Source organism: Kitasatospora sp. NBC_00039 (assembly GCF_045160625.1).
Lineage (GTDB): Bacteria > Actinomycetota > Actinomycetes > Streptomycetales > Streptomycetaceae > Kitasatospora.
In genome coordinates this window covers 3,466,065-3,482,310 of record NZ_CP108289.1, presented here as the reverse complement: position 1 = coordinate 3,482,310, position 16,246 = coordinate 3,466,065, and the positions used below count along the sequence as shown (strand labels likewise).

At 70.1% G+C, this 16,246-nt stretch carries 14 protein-coding genes; 8 read left to right on the top strand and 6 right to left on the bottom strand.

Annotated elements, in window-relative coordinates; translation table 11 throughout:
* Positions 1–44: 44 nt before the first annotated feature.
* Entirely contained in the window at positions 45–836 is a 792-nt protein-coding gene (locus OG286_RS15330) for a GntR family transcriptional regulator (RefSeq protein ID WP_396320774.1), read from the bottom strand.
* Between the two features lie 336 nt (positions 837–1,172).
* Between OG286_RS15330 and OG286_RS15325 the strand changes: the two genes are divergently transcribed.
* From OG286_RS15325 to OG286_RS15295, 7 genes are all read left to right on the top strand, one after another.
* A complete protein-coding gene (locus OG286_RS15325; protein ID WP_396320775.1) occupies positions 1,173–2,459 on the top strand; it encodes an extracellular solute-binding protein in 1,287 nt (428 codons plus the stop codon).
* A 91-nt stretch (positions 2,460–2,550) separates the two neighbouring features.
* Positions 2,551–3,573, top strand: coding sequence for a carbohydrate ABC transporter permease (locus tag OG286_RS15320; protein ID WP_405365360.1), 1,023 nt, complete (start codon positions 2,551–2,553; stop codon positions 3,571–3,573).
* Positions 3,570–4,400, top strand: coding sequence for a carbohydrate ABC transporter permease (locus OG286_RS15315; RefSeq protein WP_396320777.1), 831 nt, complete (start codon positions 3,570–3,572; stop codon positions 4,398–4,400). Before OG286_RS15320 ends, OG286_RS15315 begins: the two co-directional genes overlap by 4 nt.
* 6 nt (positions 4,401–4,406) lie before the next feature.
* Positions 4,407–5,960, top strand: a complete 1,554-nt coding sequence (locus tag OG286_RS15310; protein ID WP_396320778.1) for a glycoside hydrolase family 3 protein — start codon at positions 4,407–4,409, stop codon at positions 5,958–5,960.
* A gap of 435 nt (positions 5,961–6,395) precedes the next feature.
* Positions 6,396–7,694: an extracellular solute-binding protein gene (locus OG286_RS15305; RefSeq protein ID WP_396320957.1), complete on the top strand. Its 1,299-nt coding sequence runs from the start codon at positions 6,396–6,398 to the stop codon at positions 7,692–7,694.
* A 202-nt stretch (positions 7,695–7,896) separates the two neighbouring features.
* Positions 7,897–8,955, top strand: a complete 1,059-nt coding sequence (locus tag OG286_RS15300) for an SIS domain-containing protein (protein ID WP_396320779.1) — start codon at positions 7,897–7,899, stop codon at positions 8,953–8,955.
* 888 nt (positions 8,956–9,843) lie between these two features.
* On the top strand, positions 9,844–11,364 hold the full coding sequence (locus OG286_RS15295; protein ID WP_396320780.1) for a sensor histidine kinase: 1,521 nt from the start codon (positions 9,844–9,846) through the stop codon (positions 11,362–11,364).
* A 415-nt stretch (positions 11,365–11,779) separates the two neighbouring features.
* On the opposite strand, the gene OG286_RS15290 is transcribed toward OG286_RS15295, so the two are convergent.
* Together OG286_RS15290 and OG286_RS15285 are read right to left on the bottom strand one after the other, a co-directional pair.
* Positions 11,780–12,031: a WhiB family transcriptional regulator gene (locus tag OG286_RS15290; RefSeq protein WP_014138019.1), complete on the bottom strand. Its 252-nt coding sequence runs from the start codon at positions 12,029–12,031 to the stop codon at positions 11,780–11,782.
* A 368-nt stretch (positions 12,032–12,399) separates the two neighbouring features.
* Positions 12,400–13,371, bottom strand: a complete 972-nt coding sequence (locus OG286_RS15285) for a diacylglycerol/lipid kinase family protein (RefSeq protein WP_396320781.1) — start codon at positions 13,369–13,371, stop codon at positions 12,400–12,402.
* A 50-nt stretch (positions 13,372–13,421) separates the two neighbouring features.
* On the opposite strand from OG286_RS15285, the gene OG286_RS15280 reads away from it, so the two are divergent.
* Positions 13,422–13,850, top strand: a complete 429-nt coding sequence (locus OG286_RS15280; RefSeq protein WP_396320782.1) for a hypothetical protein — start codon at positions 13,422–13,424, stop codon at positions 13,848–13,850.
* Between the two features lie 48 nt (positions 13,851–13,898).
* Here OG286_RS15280 and OG286_RS15275 read toward each other — a convergent pair whose 3' ends face one another.
* From OG286_RS15275 to OG286_RS15265, 3 genes are all read right to left on the bottom strand, one after another.
* Positions 13,899–14,906: an RNA polymerase sigma factor SigF gene (locus OG286_RS15275; protein WP_405365358.1), complete on the bottom strand. Its 1,008-nt coding sequence runs from the start codon at positions 14,904–14,906 to the stop codon at positions 13,899–13,901.
* Positions 14,907–15,059: 153 nt separating this feature from the next.
* Positions 15,060–15,470 (bottom strand): anti-sigma regulatory factor, encoded by a 411-nt coding sequence (locus OG286_RS15270; protein WP_396320784.1) that lies wholly within the window; start codon positions 15,468–15,470, stop codon positions 15,060–15,062.
* A 294-nt stretch (positions 15,471–15,764) separates the two neighbouring features.
* Positions 15,765–16,241 (bottom strand): GNAT family N-acetyltransferase, encoded by a 477-nt coding sequence (locus tag OG286_RS15265; RefSeq protein WP_396320785.1) that lies wholly within the window; start codon positions 16,239–16,241, stop codon positions 15,765–15,767.
* Positions 16,242–16,246: the final 5 nt, after the last annotated feature.

Below are 16,246 nucleotides of genomic sequence, written 5' to 3'. Positions count from 1 at the left end.
CGCGCGTACGCCGGTGCCCGGGTGCCGGCAGGGGAGTGGCCGCCCTACTCGGGGCGCTTGAGCCGGGTGATGAACTTGTAGCGGTCGCCGCGGTAGATGGACCGGACCCACTCGACCGGGTTGCCGTCGGCGTCGAAGGAGTGCCGGGCGAGCTGGAGCATCGGCAGCCCGAGGTCGGAGCCCAGCAGGCCGGCCTCGCGCGGGGTCGCGAGGGTGGTCTCGATGGTCTCCTCGGCCTCGGCCACCGTGACGCCGTAGACCTCGCGCAGGGCCGTGTACAGGGAGTTGTGCTTGGCCAGGTTGCGGCGCAGCGCGGGGAAGCGCTTGGCGGAGAGGTGGGCGACCTCGATGGCCATCGGGTCGCCGTTGGCCAGCCGGAGGCGCTCGATCCGCAGCACCCGGCCGCCGGGCTTGATGTCCAGCAGCGGGGCGAGCCGGTCGTCGGCGGTGATGTAGCCGATCTCGATCAGCCGGGAGGTGGGCTCCAGGCCCTGGGCGCGCATGTCCTCGGTGTAGGAGGTCAGCTGGAGCGCCTGGGCGACCTTGGGCTTGGCGACGAAGGTGCCCTTGCCCTGGATGCGCTCCAGCCGCCCCTCGACCACCAGCTCCTGGAGGGCCTGGCGGACGGTGGTGCGCGAGGTGTCGAACTGGGCGGCGAGTGCCCTCTCGGGCGGGACGGGCGTCCCGGCGGGCTGGGTCTCGGTGAGCTGCAGCAGGTGGCGCTTGAGGCCGTAGTACTTGGGCACCCGCGCGGTCGGGTCTGCGCCGGCCTGCGTCGGGAGGTTCTTCACCTGGGGGTCGTTGACCTGGGCCGTGCTGCCCCCGTCGCTGCTCATCGGACCTGTCTCCCGCTTCTCGCGCGGCCCTTGAGGGTCGCGCCACATCGTTAACAGCTCACATCGTTGCATGTATGGCTACGGAACGAATACCTCATCACGCGATGAACGATGTGCGGTGTCGGCTTGATAACGGGTGGTCCCGTTCGCCTGAACAGCCGTTGACAGGCCCATTGGTCTAGGCCAAGCTCCAGGCATCTGGTCTACACCACTAGGCCGGTCACTACGAATCCCCCCACCCGTCCGATGGGGTCCGCGGCACCATTCCTCCCGCTTTACGTGGGTCTGCCGCTGCCACCCGACGGGGGTAACCCAGGCATCCCTCAGGAGGATGGCGTGAAGCGTCAGCTCATCGCGGCGGTCGGCGTCGCAGCAATGGTCGTCGGTGTGGCGGCTTGTGGTTCGGACGCCAAGTCGAGCGACGAGGGCAAGGGCGGTTCGTCCTCGTCCGCCGCCAAGAACTACGGCGGCAAGACCCTGACCGTGTGGCTGATGGACGGCTCCGCCCCGAAGGGCTGGACGGACTCGGTCAAGGCCGACTTCGAGACCGCCTACCCGGGCTCCAAGGTCGACTTCCAGATCCAGAAGTGGAACGGCATCGGCGCGAAGGTCACCACCGCGCTGTCCGAGGGCTCGGTCGACGTCCTCGAGGTCGGCAACACCCAGACCGCGGGCTACGCGGCCACCGGTGGTCTGCTCGACATCACCAAGGACAAGGCCGCCCTGGGCGGTGCCGACTGGGCCGCCAACCAGAACGAGGCCGCGATCCTGGACGGCAAGCAGTACGCCGCCCCGTGGTGGGTCAGCAACCGCGTCGTCGCCTACAACAAGGACCTCTGGGCGAAGGCCGGCCTGAGCGCCGCGCCGAAGACCCTGGACGAGTTCTACGCCGACCTGGACAAGCTGAAGGCGACCGCGGGCGTCACCGACCCGATCTACATGCCCGGCCAGGAGTGGTACGTCTACTTCGGTCTGCTGACCAGCGAGGGCGGCAAGATCGCCAAGAAGGACGGCGACAAGTGGGCCGGCGGCCTGTCCTCCCCCGAGGCGCAGAAGGCCTTCGACACCTACAAGAAGCTGCAGGGCTACTCCGCCACCGGTCCGAAGGACAAGGACGAGGCCACCCCGCAGCAGAAGGACGTCTTCGGCAAGGGTGACGTCGGCACCATGATCGGCCTCGGCTGGGAGCTGCCGGACGAGAAGACCATGGCCAAGGACAAGATCGGCTTCTTCCCGATCCCGGGCAAGACCGCCGACAAGCCGTCCGGCGTCTTCCTCGGCGGTTCCAACCTGGCCATCGCCCAGGCCAGCAAGAACTCCGACATGGCCAAGGACTTCCTGAAGATCGCCCTCAACGACAAGAACGAGGGCCTGGTCGCCGCCGCGGGCAACATCCCGAACAAGGCCTCGCTGAACGGCCAGGTCGCCGGCGACTTCGCCAAGGCCGCCCAGCCGGCCGCCGCCGTCGGCGCGATCACCCCGAACACGCCGACCTGGGCCAACGTGGAGAACGAGCCGAACCCGATCAAGGAGTTCCTGACCGGAGCCCTGACGGGTGACTACGCGGCCGCTGCCAAGAAGGCCGACGACGAGATCGCGAAGCGTCTCAACCAGAAGCAGTAGGCAGTCGAGCGGCGTCGCTCACCGACTCCCGGCGGGGAGCCGGTGGGCGACGCCTGTCCGTCGTCGGTCAGGTTGTCAGGAAGAGAGAACGATGGCTGTGCATTCGGAGCGGGTGCAGACACAGTCCCCGGAGTCAGGGAAGGCCGCCGTGGCCATTACCGAGGAGATCACCGGCCGCGGTGCCGGGAGCGCCCCGAAGAAGAGCGGCAGACCGGCGAAGGCGCTGGACAAGGCCGCCCTCACGCCGTACCTGCTGCTGCTGCCGGCCATCGCGGCGACTCTGGTCCTGCTGGGCTGGCCGTTGCTCAAGACGGTGGTGGTGTCGTTCCAGAACCTCAACAGGCGTCAGCTGATCCAGCACCTGACCGAGTGGAACGGCTTCGAGAACTACACCGACCAGCTCACCAACTCGGAGTTCTGGTCGATCACCGGCCGCACGGTGATCTTCACCGTCGTCAACGTGGTCCTGATCATGGTGTGCGGCACCCTGGTCGGCCTGCTGCTCGACCGTCTCGGCAAGAAGATGCGGCTGGCGCTGTCGATCGCGCTCATCCTGGCCTGGGCGATGCCGGTGGTCGCCGCGACCACGGTCTACCAGTGGCTGTTCGACCAGGACTTCGGTGTCGTCAACTGGTTCCTGGACAAGCTGGGCTGGCACTCGATGGCCCACTTCAACTGGACCAGCGGCCAGTACTCGACCTTCTTCGTGATCATCCTGCTGATCGTCTGGCAGTCGGTCCCGTTCGTGGCCTTCAACATGTACGCGGGCCTGACCACGATTCCCAAGGAGCTCTACGAGGCCGCCCGGATGGACGGCGCCGCGGCCTTCAAGATCTTCGGCTCCGTGACCTTCCCGATCATGAAGCCGTTCTTCCTGGCCACGACCTTCCTCGAGGTCATCTGGGTCTTCAAGGCCTTCACCCAGGTCTACCTGATCAACAAGGGCGGCCCGGACGGACTCACCCGGACCCTCCCGGTCCACGCCTTCCTCGAAGGCTTCGGATCCCAGCGATTCGGCGTCGGCTCCGCCATCGCGGTACTCACCATCCTGATGCTGGGTGCGCTGATGGCGTACTACTTCCGCATCATTCTGAAGCAGGAGGACGAGCTGTGAGGCGCTCGCTCATCGGACGCACCTGGCCGAACGTGATCGCGGTCGTCCTCTTCGTCTTCTTCATCTTCCCCGTCTACTGGATGATCGTCACCGCCTTCAAGCAGAACAACGACATCATCAGCCGGACGCCGGTCTTCCTGCCGCTGAACGCGACCCTCGAACACTTCGACAAGGCCGTCCACGCCCCCAACTTCTGGACGTACGTCGCCAACAGCCTGATCGTGACGGTCGGCGCGGTGCTCGCCTCGCTGGTGATCGCCACCCTGGCCTCCTTCGCGATCGCGCGCATGCGCTTCCGCGGCCGCAAGAGCTTCGTGCTGGTCGTCATGGCCGCGCAGATGGCGCCGTGGGAGGTCATGATCATCTCGGCCTACCTCCTCGTCCGCGACAACGACATGCTGAACAGCCTCGTGCCGCTGACCGCGCTCTACATGATGATGGTGCTGCCCTTCACGATCTGGACGCTGCGCGGTTTCATCGCCGCCGTGCCGAAGGAGCTGGAGGAGTCCGCGATGGTGGACGGCTGCACCCGCACCCAGGCCTTCCTGAAGGTGATCTTCCCGCTGCTCGCGCCCGGCCTGATGTCGACCTCGCTGTTCGGCTTCATCACCGCGTGGAACGAGTTCCCGCTGGTGAACATCCTGAACAAGAAGGAGGAGTTCCAGACCCTCCCGCTCTGGCTCTCCTCCTTCCAGACCAACTTCGGCACCGACTGGGGCGCCACCATGGCCGCGTCCACCCTCTTCGCGGTCCCGATCCTGGTCCTGTTCGTCTTCCTCCAGCGCAAGGCCGTCGGCGGCTTGACCGACGGTGCAGTGAAGGGCTGATCCCACGTGAGCATCCTCATCCCCACTCTGCCCGCCAGTGACCAGCTGCACCGCGACGCGCTGACCGTCCTCCAGCCCGGCTTCGTCGGCACCGAGCCGCCGGAGTGGGTCCGCCGCCACCTGGCGGCCGGGCTCGGCTCGGTCGCGCTGTTCGACCGCAACGTCACCGACCTGGACCAGCTCTCCGCGCTCACCAAGGCGCTGCGCGAGGAGAACCCGGACCTCCTGATCGCGATCGACGAGGAGAGCGGCGACGTCACCCGCCTGGAGGCCGGCTCCGGCTCGTCCTGGCCGGGCAACTTCGCGCTCGGCGCGATCGACGACCCGGAGCTGACCCGCGACGTCGCCCGTGAGCTGGGCCGGGCGCTGGCCGCGGCCGGCGTCAACTACAACTGGGCGCCCACCGCGGACGTCAACTCCAACCCGCGCAACCCGGTGATCGGCGTCCGCTCGTTCGGCGCCGACCCGGAACTCTGCGCCCGGCACACCGCCGCCTGGGTGGAGGGCCTGCAGTCGGCCGGCGTGGCCGCCTGCTCCAAGCACTTCCCCGGGCACGGCGACACGGCCGTCGACTCGCACCACGGCCTGCCGGTGATCGACGTCGACCTGGACGTGCTGCGCGCCCGTGACCTCATCCCGTTCGAGGCCGCGATCGCCGCCGGGACCAAGGCCGTGATGACGGCCCACATCATGATCCCGGCACTCGACCCCAAGCTGCCGGCCACGCTCAGCCCCCGGGTGCTGCGGGACCTGCTGCGCGCCGCTCCGGCCGACGGCGGCCTCGGCTACCAGGGCCTGATCGTCAGCGACGCGATCGAGATGGGCGCCATCGCCGACACCTTCGGCATGGGCGAGGGCACCGTGCTGGCCCTGGCGGCCGGCGCGGACGCGATCTGCGTCGGCGGCGGCCTGGCCGACGAGGAGACCGTGCTGATGCTGCGCGACGCCATCGTGGCGGGCGTGCGGTCCGGCAAGCTGCCCGAGGAGCGGCTGGCCGACGCCGCCGGCCGGGTCCGCGCGCTGGGCAGCTGGGGCAGGATCGCGGCCCAGGGCGAGCGGCTGGAGCCGGACCTCGCGGTCGGCCTGCGGGCCGCCCGCCGCGCGCTGCGGGTGGTCCGCGCGCCGGGCCGCGAGGTGCTGCCGGTGACGGAGCGCCCGTACGTGGCCTCGTTCTCCGACGAGCCCAACATCGCCGTCGGCGACGTCACCCCGTGGGGCGTGGCCGGCATGCTGGCCGACCGCTTCCCCGGCACCCGCACCCGCGAGGTGGGCCCGCAGGACGCCGGCCCGGAGCAGCTGGACGCGATGGTCGCCGGGGTGCTGGCCGACGCCGAGGGCCGCCGGCTGGTGCTGGTGGTCCGGGACGCGCACCGGCACGCGTGGATGGCCGCCGCGCTGTCCCGCCTGGTGGCGGCCCGGCCGGACGCCGCGGTGGTCGAGATGGGCCTGCCGCAGTCCGAGCCGGTCGGCGCGCTGCACATCGCCACCCACGGTGCCGCCCGCGTCTGCGGTCTGGCGGCCGTGGAGGTGCTCACCGGGCAGTCGGGAGCGATCGGCTGACGTTCTGTCGGACCGTGACCCAGGGTGCCGGGAAGGCATCCCCGAGCGGGCCCGTCATGCGCATGTCGCATGACGGGCCCGCTCCGTTTTTCCCGCGTTGACCTGCGGATTCGTCAGGTGTCGGTGTTCCCTCAAATCGGCCTTAAGCCAGCCTTAAGTTCCACTGAGGGTGATGGGGCTGCGACTGATCGCCACGCGGTACAACGGGTCTGCAACGTCCTTTGCGGCCGGGCCATTTGGCGTTGACACCGCCAGTGGTCTAGGCCAGGCTCCACCCATCCGGTTCGAACTTCAACCTCACCGGATGTGGTATCGGCCCTTCCCGAAGCACATCGCCGCCCCTCTCCGGAGACCGCTCTCCGTCGGGTGCCAGCGCTGCCGGCGGGCACTCAGGCTCTAACACCCTCGGAGGATGGCGTGAAGCAGCGTCAGTTCATGGCGACGTTCGGGATCATGGCGTTGGCCGTCGGATTGACGGCCTGTTCTTCGGGCGGCTCGCCGTCGGGGGACGCCAAGAGCGGCACGGCGGACCCGAAGTCGGCGACCGGGACGGTCACGGTCTGGCTGATGGAGGACGCCCAGAAGAACTGGCCGGACCTCGTCCAGCGGGTCAACGACGAGTTCGCCGCCAAGTACCCGAACGTCACCCTGAGGCTCGCCTACCAGGGCTGGGCCGACAAGGTCACCAAGCTGGACAAGGCGATCGCCGAGGGCACCGCCCCGGACGTGGTGGAGCTCGGCAACACCGAGACCATGAAGTACGTGCTGTCCGGCGCGCTCGCCCCGGTGGAGCGGAGCAGCTTCGAGAACTCCGACGCCTGGATCAAGGCGCTCGCCAACACCTGCACCTACCAGGACAAGCTCTGGTGCGTGCCGTACTACGCGGGCGCCCGGGTCGCCATCTACAACTCGGCGGCGTTCCAGACGGCCACCGGCAGCGCGGACTTCCCCAGGACCGAGGACGAGCTGCGGGCGGCGCTGGACAAGCTGGCCGACAGGAACAAGTCCGACCGGACGTACTCGGCGCTCTACCTGCCCGGCCCGTTCTGGTACGCCGCGATGAGCTACGTCTCCGCGTACGGCGGCGCCATCGCCCGCTTCGACAGCAGCGGCAACTGGCACGGCACGCTCAGCGACCCCAAGTCCGTGCAGGGGCTCAACCACTTCGTCGACCTGGTGCGCAAGTACAACAAGGGCGACCTCGCGGTGAACGAGCTGAACCAGTACGAGGCGATGGCCCGCGGGCACGCGGGCGCCTTCTACGGCAACGGCTACGAGGCGGCCAGCGTGACCGCACCGGTCACCGGCGACCCGAACCTCAAGGACACCGTCAAGGTCGCCACCATGCCCGGCCCGGGCGGCAAGCCGCTGCCGACCTTCATCGGCGGCTCGGACCTCGCCGTCACCGCCAAGTCGCAGGTGGCTCCGCCGGCCGCCGACTGGATCCGGATGTTCACCAGCAGCAAGTCCGAGCAGGCGCTGGCCGACAAGGACATCCTGCCGAACAACCTGACCCAGCTGAACCCGCTGAAGGGCAAGCCGGCCACGGCCGCCGCGGCCAACGCGGTGCCGGACGCCTGGTTCACCCCGCTGGCGCCGGGCTGGGGCGCGATCGAGAAGCAGAAGATCCTGCCGGACATGCTCACCGCGATCCTCAAGAACAACAAGCCCGTGGACCAGGCGGCCAAGGAGGCGGACGCCGCGATCGACCAGCTGATCAACAAGCAGGGCTGATCCGGGGCCGGCCGGTCCGCCGGCCGGCGAGGGCCCCTGCCCGCAGCGGCGGGAGGGGCTCTCGAATGTGCTCCACGGGGATGGCCCCGTAGGATTGCCGCAGGAATCACCGCAGCGAGTGTGCGGACTCGCCGCCGTAGAGGTCCCCGCCGGGCATCCCCGCCCGCGTGGGGTCGAACCATCTCATCGGAGGCACATCCAGATGTCCGACACGCAGACTGTCCCCGTCCCCGGCCGGATCATGGCGGCGGAGATGGCCGAGCAGCCGGCCGTCCTCCAGCGCATCCTCGACGAGGGCGCCCCGAAGATCTTCGAGATCGCGGCCGGGATCGCCGCCCGCAACCCGCGTTTCGTCCTGCTCACCGCGCGCGGTACGTCCGACAACGCGGCGCTCTACGCCAAGTACCTGATCGAGATCCTGCTCGGCAAGCCGGCGGGCCTGACCTCGATGTCGACCACCACCGCGTACGGCGCCAGGCCGGACCTCACCGACGTGCTGGTGATCACCGTCAGCCAGTCCGGCGGCTCGCCGGACCTCGTGGCCTCCACCAAGGCCGCCCGCGAAGCCGGTGCCATCACCCTGGCGGTCACCAACAACGCCGCGTCGCCGCTGGCCGAGGTCTCCGAGTTCCACATCGACGTGCTGGCCGGCCCGGAGAAGGCGCTGCCCGCCACCAAGACCTACACCGCCGAGCTGCTGGCGCTCTACCTGCTGGTGGAGGGCCTGCGCGGGGGCGACGGCGCGGCCGCCAAGGAGCTGCCGTCGCTGGCCGCCGGCATCCTGGCCCGCCAGGCCGAGGTGAAGGCCCTGGCCGAGCGTTACCGCTTCGCCCAGCGCCTGGTCATCACCTCGCGCGGCTACGGCTACCCGACCGCCCGCGAGGCGGCGCTGAAGCTCATGGAGACCACCTACATCCCGGCCTCCCCGTTCTCCGGCGCCGACCTCCTGCACGGCCCGCTGGCCATGGTGGACAACGTCTCCCCGGTCATCGCGATCGTCCCGGAGGGCAAGGGCGGCGAGGCCCTGCAGCCGGTGCTGGACCGCCTGCGCGGCCGCGGTGCGGACCTGGTGGTCATCGGCCAGCAGGCGCAGGTGGACGCCGCCTCGGCGGGCTTCGCGCTGCCGGCCGGCGTGCCCGAGGAGGTCCAGACCATTCTGGAGATCCTGCCGCTGCAGCAGCTGGCCTACGAGGTCACCATCGCCCGCGGCCAGGACCCCGACGCCCCGCGCGCCCTGGCGAAGGTCACCGAGACCCACTGACGGCCGCGGTCGGCCCGCCGACGCCGCCCGTACGACGCCGAACCCCCCGTCCACAGGCTGTGGGCGGGGGGTTCGGCGTTGCGAGCGGCGGAGAAGGGTTCCGGTGCACCGGCTTCCGGCGGCGTCCTCTGTCCGGGGCCGGAAAGCACTACGGGCCACGACGCCGACACGGGACCCTCAACCCGCCCTCCTTGCCCGCCGGCGGGCAAGGAGGGGCCCAGGGCACCGCAGCCCGGAGCTGTCGTCGGAACGCTCGTATGGGTCGGCAGTGGAAAGCACTACGGGCCACGGCGCCGACACGGGACCCTCAACCCGCCCTCCTTGCCCGCCGGCGGGCAGGAGGGGCCCAGGGCACCGCAGCCCGGAGCTGTCGTCGGAACGCTCGTATGGGTCGGCAGTGGAAAGCACTACGGGCCACGACGCCGACACGGGACCCTCAACCCGCCCTCCTTGCCCGCCGGCGGGCAAGGAGGGGCCCAGGGCACCGCAGCCCGGAGCTGTCGTCGGAACGCTCGTATGGGTCGGCAGTGGAAAGCACTACGGGCCACGGCGCCGACACGGGACCCTCAACCCATGCGGCACCGCAGCCCGGAGCTGTCGTCGGGCGCCGTGGACGAGCGAGAACTGTGCGGGGTCCTCGCTCGGCGGCGTCCGACCGAGGAGCGGCCTCGCGCGGGTCAGGGCAGTTGCGCGGGGGGCCTCTCCTTGGTGCCCTTTCATTGTGGACTAGACCAATCTGGGTTGTCCAGGGGGCTCCGAAAATTGGTCTGGACAACTTGGGTGGGGAGGTGCGGCCGGCACGCCGGGGCGGCCCGGCCGGCCGGTGCCGGCGGGCGGCCCGGCGGGTGCGGCAGGCCCGGACACCGGGCCTGGAGCTACCCTCGCCATGTGCCCTCGCTGAACGAACTCGTCCGCCGCCACACCACCCTGACCGGTGCCGATGTGGAGTGGCTCCACATGCTGGTCTCGGAGTGGCAGCTGCTCTCCGACCTCTCCTTCGCCGACCTGGTCCTCTGGATTCCCACCTGGGACGGCATCCGGTACGTCTCGGTGGCCCAGATGCGGCCCAACACCGGCCCCACCTCCTACCAGGACGACATGGTCGGCCACCTCGTCCCGCGCGGGCGCCGCCCCCTGCTGGACGCCGCCTTCGACGAGGGCCGGATCGTGCGCGAGGGCGACCCGGAGTGGCGCGAGGAGGTGCCGGTCAGGGTCGAGTCGATCCCGGTGCGCCGCGAGGGCAAGGTGCTCGGCGTGATCGCCCGCAACACCAACCTGCTGACCGTCCGCACCCCCAGCCGGCTCGAACTCACCTACCTGCAGAGCGCCTCCGACCTGGCTCAGATGATCGCCGCCGGCACCTTCCCGTACCCCGGGGTCGAGCAGACCGACATGGACGCCGCCCCCCGGGTCGGCGACGGCCTGATCCGGGTGGACGCCGACGGCATCGTCACCTACGCCAGCCCCAACGCGCTCTCCGCCTACCACCGCCTCGGCCTCACCACCGACCTGGTCGGCAGCCACCTCGGCCGCGCCACCGCCGAGCTCGTCCCGCCCTCGCGCGCGGCCGTGCACGAGGCGCTGGTGAAGCTGGCGAGCGGCTGGGCACCCCGGCAGACCGAGGTCGAGGTGCAGGGCGGGGTGGTGACCCTGCGGGCCATCCCGCTCAAGCCCAAGGGCACGCTGACCGGCTCCCTGGTGCTCTGCCGGGACGTCACCGAGCTGCGCCGGCGCGACCGCGAGCTGATGACCAAGGACGCCACCATCCGGGAGATCCACCACCGGGTGAAGAACAACCTGCAGACGGTGGCCGCGCTGCTGCGGCTGCAGTCCCGCAGGATGGACTCGGACGCCGGCCGTGCCGCGCTGGACGAGGCGGTCCGCAGGGTCGGTTCGATCGCGATCGTGCACGAGACGCTCTCGCAGGCGCTCGACGAGAAGGTCACCTTCGACGAGATCGCCGACCGGGTGCTGGCGATGGTGATGGAGCTGTCCCAGGACGGCCGGGTGGCGACCCGCCGCAGCGGAAGCTTCGGCATCCTCTCCGCGGAGGTGGCCACCCCGCTGGCGATGGTGCTGACCGAGCTGCTGCAGAACGCCCTGGAGCACGCCTTCGGCCCGTCCGCCTCCGGCAACCTGGAGGTCTCCGCGCTGCGCGGCCGGGCGCCGGCCACCGGCATGGGCTGGTCGGACAGCTGGAACGGCGGGGCCAAGCCCGAGGAGTACCTGCTGATCACCGTGCAGGACGACGGGAAGGGCATGCCGGAGGGCTTCGACCCGCAGCAGGCGGGCAACCTCGGGCTGCAGATCGTCCGGACGCTCGCCACCGGCGAGCTGGGCGGCACCTTCGACATGGTGGCGGGACCGGACGGCGGCACCAAGGTGGTCCTGGAGATCCCGGTCCGCTGAGGTGCGTCGAGGTCCGCGGGGGGCGTGCGTCCGGTGGAAGCGCCGGTCCCGCACCCTCGCACGACCGTCATGAACGGGCCGGGAAACAGAAACGAGGCCCTGTCGACCGGGGGGGGTGGGTCGACAGGGCCTCTCAACCCGTTCCGGCCGTCGGGGGGAGTCGGCCGGAACGGGGGCTCTGGGTGGTGCGACACCTCATCGGTGCGTTGCACACGGTGAGCGCCTCAACTCCACAATATTGCTCTCAGTGAACAGTATCAAGTGCCTGGGCGGCTCGGTGTCGCGGGACCGTGTCGAGCAAGGTCCTTTGTACGGAAGGCTTCACCAGGAAGTGCAGGGAAGCCCTTGATCATGTGTTGATCGGTACTGCAGTCACTGCTGGTGTGACGGTCACTGCTGGTACTACGGCGTGTGATCAGGCGGTGCGGGCGCGGTTGCGGGCAGCACGGCGCTTCATCGCGCGACGCTCGTCCTCGCTCATACCGCCCCAGACGCCGGCGTCCTGGCCGGTCTCGAGCGCCCACTGCAGGCACTGCTCCATGACCGGACAGCGGCGGCACACGGCCTTGGCTTCCTCGATCTGCAGCAGAGCAGGACCGGTGTTCCCGATCGGGAAGAACAGCTCCGGGTCCTCTTCGCGGCAGACAGCGCGGTGGCGCCAGTCCATGGTCGTCCAACTCCTCCTGCCGCGGGGGTTGCCCGGTCGGCACAATCGATGGCTTGTGAATGTGAACGCTTTCACGAATCCCGCAACAGCAAAAGAGACCAAAGGCCCGTCGGGCCCGGGTGGTCTGTGCTGGGGAGGGATTCGGCGATTCGAGGGACACTCCGCGGTCGGCGCCCGTCAGGGTCTGAGGTTGCCGTCGCTGCGATGTGTCCCGATCGCCATGTAGAGGTTCGCAAACCTCGGGCCCGGATACAACCCCCTTCAGGGAGGAATTTTTGATTCTTCGGTGTCGCCTAGCTCACAGCCAGTACTTCTATGGAGTGAAGGGGGCTTGTGCGTTCGAGAAGAAGGGCGAACCCCACTTCCGGTCACACAATCACACGCAGTGCCCGCCGTACGCCTGTGAAACTGACGCGACTCCTGTCTCCAAGGTGGTCCCCGTCCACCTGGAATGGGGTCGGTTCCTGTGAAACCAAGGTGAAGTGCCGGGCGTCGTGGTAGGAGACGACGTGCTTTCCGGACGGGCCGACAGGCGTCGCGCCATCGTTCGAAGGGCTGTGCGACCGCAGGATCTGACGGACCGTTCGAGCCGTACCGAACGCCGTCATCCGGGTGATGCCGAAGACATCGAGGTCCGTGTCGAAGGAGGCGAGCGGCGAGGGGTAGACCGGGCGGCTGCCCAGGAACGTCCACGGGGACGTGTTGCTGACTATGGCCATCACCAGGCCCGGCACGGGCTCGTGGCCCGGCAGTTGCAGGGTGACCGGGCCCGATCGGCGCTGCTCACGCTGGGTGATGTAGTGCCGGAGCGCCTGCCCGACGTAGAGCGCGTGCGTGGACCTGCGCCCCGCTCTGCGCTGCTCCTCCACCCGGCCGACGACGCCGGCGTCGAAGCCAAGGCCGGCCGTGAAGGTGAACCAGCGGTCCGGCAGCCCCTCGGTCATCGCCTTGCCCAGGCCGATCGGCCGATCCCGGCGATGCTCCATGGCATCCAGCAGGGCCCCGGTGGCCTCCACGGGGTCGTTCGGCAGGCCCAGTGCGCGGGCGAACACATTGGTCGAGCCGCCGGGCACCACGGCGAGCCGGGGGAGCTTCTCGGCCGGGCCGTGCGCCAGCAGTCCGTTCACGACCTCGTTGACCGTGCCGTCGCCGCCCAGGGCCACCACCAGGTCGACCGTGCCGTCCTCCGCCGCCTCGCGGGCCAGGTCACGCGCATGGCCCCGGTACTCCGTCTGCGCCACCTCCAGCTTGAGGTCGCTGCGCAGGGCGTGGATCAGCACATCCCTGGTGCGGCCACTGGTGGTGGTCGCTTTCGGGTTGACGACCAGGAGAGCGCGCATGTGCTCAGCCTACGGGTCGGTACGGACCAACCGGCGGCTACCCTGCTGGAGTGACCGCAGAATCCTCCGCACCCGTACCCGCGCCCGGCTCCGACCGGCCGGCGGCCCTGACCGTGGGCGCCGTCATCACTGCCCTGGCGGGCGCCGCGCTGGCCGTCGTCGGCGTGTGGGACATGGTGGCCGCGCTGTCCGGCCAGTCCAAGCAGCTCGCCCTGAACGAGTTCGGCGGGCTGGTGATCGTGCTGCTCGGCGTGCTGCCGCTGCTGGCCGCCCGGGCGCTGCTCCGGGGCCGGCGCTGGGGCCGCAGCCCGGCGGTGCTGACCAACTCGATCTGCCTGCCGGTGGCGTACTACATGTGGCAGAGCGGCGGCGCGATGGCCCCTGTGGGGGTCGCCGTCGGCCTGTTCGGCGTGGCCGGCATCGGCGCGCTGCTGAGCCCGAAGTCGACCGCGGCCCTCTACGCTCCGCACGAGGGCTGAGCACAGAGGGCCGCGGGCCGCACCGGCCGCGCCGGGCGGCCGTCGGTTCTACTCCTCCACCAGGAGCTTCTCCCGCAGCTGGGCCAGCGTGCGGGCGAGCAGCCGGGAGACGTGCATCTGCGAGATGCCCACCTCGGCGGCGATCTGCGACTGCGTCATGTTCCGGAAGAACCGCAGCACCAGGATCTTCTGCTCCCGGGGCGGCAGTTGGGCCAGCAGCGGCTTGAGGGACTCGCGGTACTCGACGCCCTCCAGCGCCTCGTCGGTGGCGCCCAGGGTGTCCGCGACGGCCGGCGACTCGTCGTCGCTGTCCGGCACGTCCAGCGACAGCGTGGAGTACGCGTTGGCGGACTCCAGGCCCTCCAGCACGTCCTCCTCGGAGATCCCCAGGTGCTCCGCCAGCTCGTGCACCGTGGGGGAGCGGCCATGCCGCTGGGAGAGCTCGCTGGTCGCCGTGGTCAGCGACAGCCGCAGCTCCTGGAGCCGGCGCGGCACCCGGACCGCCCAGCCCTTGTCGCGGAAGTGCCGCTTGATCTCGCCGACGATGGTCGGCGTCGCGTACGTGGAGAACTCGACCCCGCGCTCGTGGTCGAACCGGTCCACCGACTTGATCAGCCCGATGGTGGCGACCTGGGTCAGGTCGTCGAGCGGCTCGCCGCGGTTGCGGAACCGCCGGGCGAGGTGCTCGACCAGCGGGATGTGCATGCGCACCAGCTGGTTGCGCAGCTCGACGCGCTCCGGGGAGCCCTCGGGCAGCGCGGACAGCCGGACGAACAGTGCCCGGGCCGCCTCCCGGTCCGGCGCACCCGAGCGGTGCGGGGCCTGCTGGGCCGGCACCGCACCGCGCAGCGCCTCGGCCGCCGCCGGGCCCTCGGCGGACGGCGGGGGCGAGGGCGTCTGCGACGGGTCGGACGTCGGCTCGGTCGGCTGGCTCATCCGGTGGGCGTCCTTCGGGTGCGCTTCGTCGTTGGAGGCGAGGCCGGGAACGCTCGCCTGGGTCGGTACGGCAGGGCCCGCCGTTGCGAGGCCGGTACGGTCCAGATCACTCACGGCCATTCCCCCGTTCCGTTCCGGGAGCACCGGGACCGTGGGGCGGTCCCGGATCCGTCATGTCGGTCGTACCGCGTGTAGGGCGGTACCGGGAGCCGCCCGCCGGCCCGGGTGGGGTGCCGGGCGGACGGCCCTTGTTCGGTTGCTGCTGTGGCGGCTCTAATGGGCGGCGGACCCGCCGCGCTTCTTGTGCAGGCTGATCGACACGGTGTTGTCCTCGCTGACGGAGGACTCCACCTCGCCGGCCAGTGCGGAGAGCACCGTCCAGGCGAAGGTGTCCCGCTCCGGGGCCCGGCCGTCCGTGGTCGGGGCGGAGACGATGACCTTCAGCGAGTCGCCCACCAGCCGGAACTCGCAGGAGAGGACCGAGCCGGGCACCGCCTGCTGGAGCAGGATGGCGCAGGCCTCGTCCACCGCGATCCGGAGGTCCTCGATCTCGTCCAGCGTGAAGTCCAGCCGGGCCGCCAGCCCCGCCGTCGCTGTTCGCAGGACCGAGAGGTAGGCCCCCGCCGCGGGCAGCCGGACCTCCACGAAGTCCTGCACTCCGGGCTCGCCGTCGATCTGGGACACCCTCACCTCCTGGGTGACGCGCTGTGCTTCCGGGCCGGTGGCCGCGGCACTGTCTGTTGCTTGGCTCAACTGCTTCGCCCCAACTGTCCAGAGGGGTGGTGCGGTACGTACCGGTCATACCCCTCCGAGGGTGGCCGGACGCCGCGCATCCGCACGAGACGTTACCGCTTTTGTCCCCGGTACGGGAGTCACTCATGGTAAGCCCTCGCGACACAGGGTGTCAGGGGTCGGACGACGCTGCTCGGAATTCGCCGAGGAACTCCCGGGCGGACCCCCGGACGTGCTCCCGGACGGTCAGCGGGCGCCGACGGCGGTGAGCGCCTCGCCGGTGAGGCGGTAGACGCTCCAGCCGTTCATCGGCACCGCGCCGAGCGACTTGTAGAAGTTGATCGAGGGCTCGTTCCAGTCCAGCACCGACCACTCCATCCGCGAGTAGCCGCGCTCGACGGCGATCCGCGCCAGCTCCAGCAGCAGCGCCTTGCCGTGGCCGCCGCCGCGGGCCTGCGGGCGGACGTAGAGGTCCTCCAGGTAGACGCCGTGAGTCCCGCGCCAGGTCGAGAAGTTGAGGAACCAGACCGCGAAGCCGACCGGCTCGCCGGTGGTGTCGTCCTCGGCGATCAGGCCGAACAGCGCTGGGTTGGCGCCGAACAGCGCGTCGCGCAGCTGCTCCTCGGTGGCCACCGCCTCGTGCGGAGCCTTCTCGTACTCCGCGAGTTCGCGGATCATGGAGTGAATGACCGGGACATCGGTGACTACGGCTGTGCGGATCATGCGAC

Bases quoted from the DNA above. Each gene is read 5' to 3' on its own strand.
- OG286_RS15330 (WP_396320774.1), bottom strand. From the start codon at position 836: ATGAGCAGCGACGGGGGCAGCACGGCCCAGGTCAACGACCCCCAGGTG.
- OG286_RS15320 (WP_405365360.1), top strand. From the start codon at position 2,551: ATGGCTGTGCATTCGGAGCGGGTGCAGACACAGTCCCCGGAGTCAGGG.
- OG286_RS15305 (WP_396320957.1), top strand. From the start codon at position 6,396: ATGGCGACGTTCGGGATCATGGCGTTGGCCGTCGGATTGACGGCCTGT.
- OG286_RS15300 (WP_396320779.1), top strand. From the start codon at position 7,897: ATGTCCGACACGCAGACTGTCCCCGTCCCCGGCCGGATCATGGCGGCG.
- OG286_RS15290 (WP_014138019.1), bottom strand. From the start codon at position 12,031: ATGGACTGGCGCCACCGCGCTGTCTGCCGCGAAGAGGACCCGGAGCTG.
- OG286_RS15285 (WP_396320781.1), bottom strand. From the start codon at position 13,371: ATGCGCGCTCTCCTGGTCGTCAACCCGAAAGCGACCACCACCAGTGGC.
- OG286_RS15275 (WP_405365358.1), bottom strand. From the start codon at position 14,906: ATGGCCGTGAGTGATCTGGACCGTACCGGCCTCGCAACGGCGGGCCCT.
- OG286_RS15265 (WP_396320785.1), bottom strand. From the start codon at position 16,241: ATGATCCGCACAGCCGTAGTCACCGATGTCCCGGTCATTCACTCCATG.